The 1569-nt window shown below is 61.8% G+C and carries 1 protein-coding gene; it reads left to right on the top strand.

Annotation, left to right across the window (positions count from 1 at the left end; translation table 11 throughout):
• The coding region (gene acs / locus ACN5AZ_RS18635) for an acetate--CoA ligase (protein ID WP_419430393.1) at nt 1–1567 on the top strand (1567 nt) is incomplete at its 5' end.
• Between the last annotated feature and the right edge of the window lie 2 nt (nt 1568–1569).

The following is a 1569-nucleotide window of genomic DNA, read 5'->3' as shown; positions in this document are numbered from 1 at the left end:
CGGCAAAGGCGACCGCGTCATCATCTACCTGCCCATGATCCCCGAGGCCGCCTATGCCATGCTGGCCTGTGCGCGGATCGGGGCGATCCATTCCATCGTTTTCGCGGGCTTCTCGCCCGACGCGCTGGCCGCCCGTGTGAACGGCTGTGATGCCAAGCTCGTCATCACCGCAGACGAAGCCCCGCGCGGTGGCCGCAAGACCCCGCTGAAATCCAATGCGGACAAGGCGCTGCTGCACTGCAAGGACAGCGTCAAATGCCTGGTCGTCAAGCGCACCGGTGGCCAGACCACCTGGGTGGACGGGCGTGATTTTGATTACAACGCGCTGGTCGATTCGGCCGCTGACACCAACCAACCCGTTGAAATGAATGCCGAAGACCCGTTGTTCATTCTCTACACCTCCGGCTCGACGGGTCAGCCGAAGGGAGTCGTACACACCACTGGTGGATATTTGCTTTACGCCGGTCTGACCCATGAGGTTGTGTTCGATTACCACGATGGCGACGTCTATTGGTGCACCGCTGATGTGGGCTGGGTCACGGGGCATTCCTATATTGTTTACGGGCCCTTAGCCAATGGCGCCACGACGCTGATGTTCGAAGGCGTGCCCACCTGGCCCGATGCGAGCCGGTTCTGGCAGGTCTGCGAGAAACACCGCGTTAACCAGTTTTACACGGCGCCCACCGCAATCCGCGCCTTGATGGGGCAAGGCAACGATTTCGTAACGAAATGCGATCTATCCTCGCTGCGACTGCTTGGCACGGTGGGCGAACCCATCAACCCCGAGGCGTGGAACTGGTACAATGATGTGGTGGGGCAAGGCCGCTGTCCCATCGTCGATACGTGGTGGCAGACGGAAACCGGGGGGCACCTGCTGACCCCCCTGCCCGGCGCGCATGCCACCAAACCCGGTGCCGCGATGAAGCCGTTCTTTGGCGTGCAGCCGGTTGTGCTGGACCCGCAGTCGGGTGTGGAGATCGACAGCTCTCCGACCGAAGGGGTGTTGGCGATCAAGGACAGCTGGCCTGCGCAGATGCGCACGGTCTGGGGCGATCACGCACGGTTCGAGAAGACCTATTTCTCGGACTACAAGGGGTATTACTTCTCCGGTGACGGCTGTCGCCGGGATGCGGATGGCGATTACTGGATCACCGGCCGCGTCGACGATGTGATCAACGTCTCGGGCCACCGCATGGGCACGGCAGAGGTCGAATCCGCCCTCGTCGCCCATGAAAAGGTCGCAGAGGCCGCCGTGGTGGGCTACCCCCATGATATCAAGGGCCAGGGCATTTACTGCTATGTCACCTTGATGAACGGGGTCGCCCCGACCGAAGATCTGCGCAAGGAGTTGCGGTCCTGGGTGCGCACGGAAATCGGCCCCATCGCCAGCCCCGACCTGATCCAATGGGCGCCGGGACTGCCCAAAACACGCTCTGGCAAAATCATGCGCCGCATCCTGCGCAAAATCGCCGAAAACGACTACGCAACCCTCGGCGACACCTCAACCCTCGCCGACCCATCCGTCGTCGACGACCTCATTCACAACAGAATGAACAAGGGCGAATAGGC

The organism is Sagittula sp. SSi028 (genome assembly GCF_048553715.1).
Taxonomy (GTDB): Bacteria; Pseudomonadota; Alphaproteobacteria; order Rhodobacterales; family Rhodobacteraceae; genus Sagittula.
The sequence above is the reverse complement of the archived record's forward strand: the minus strand, read 5'-3'. Positions and strand labels throughout refer to the sequence as shown.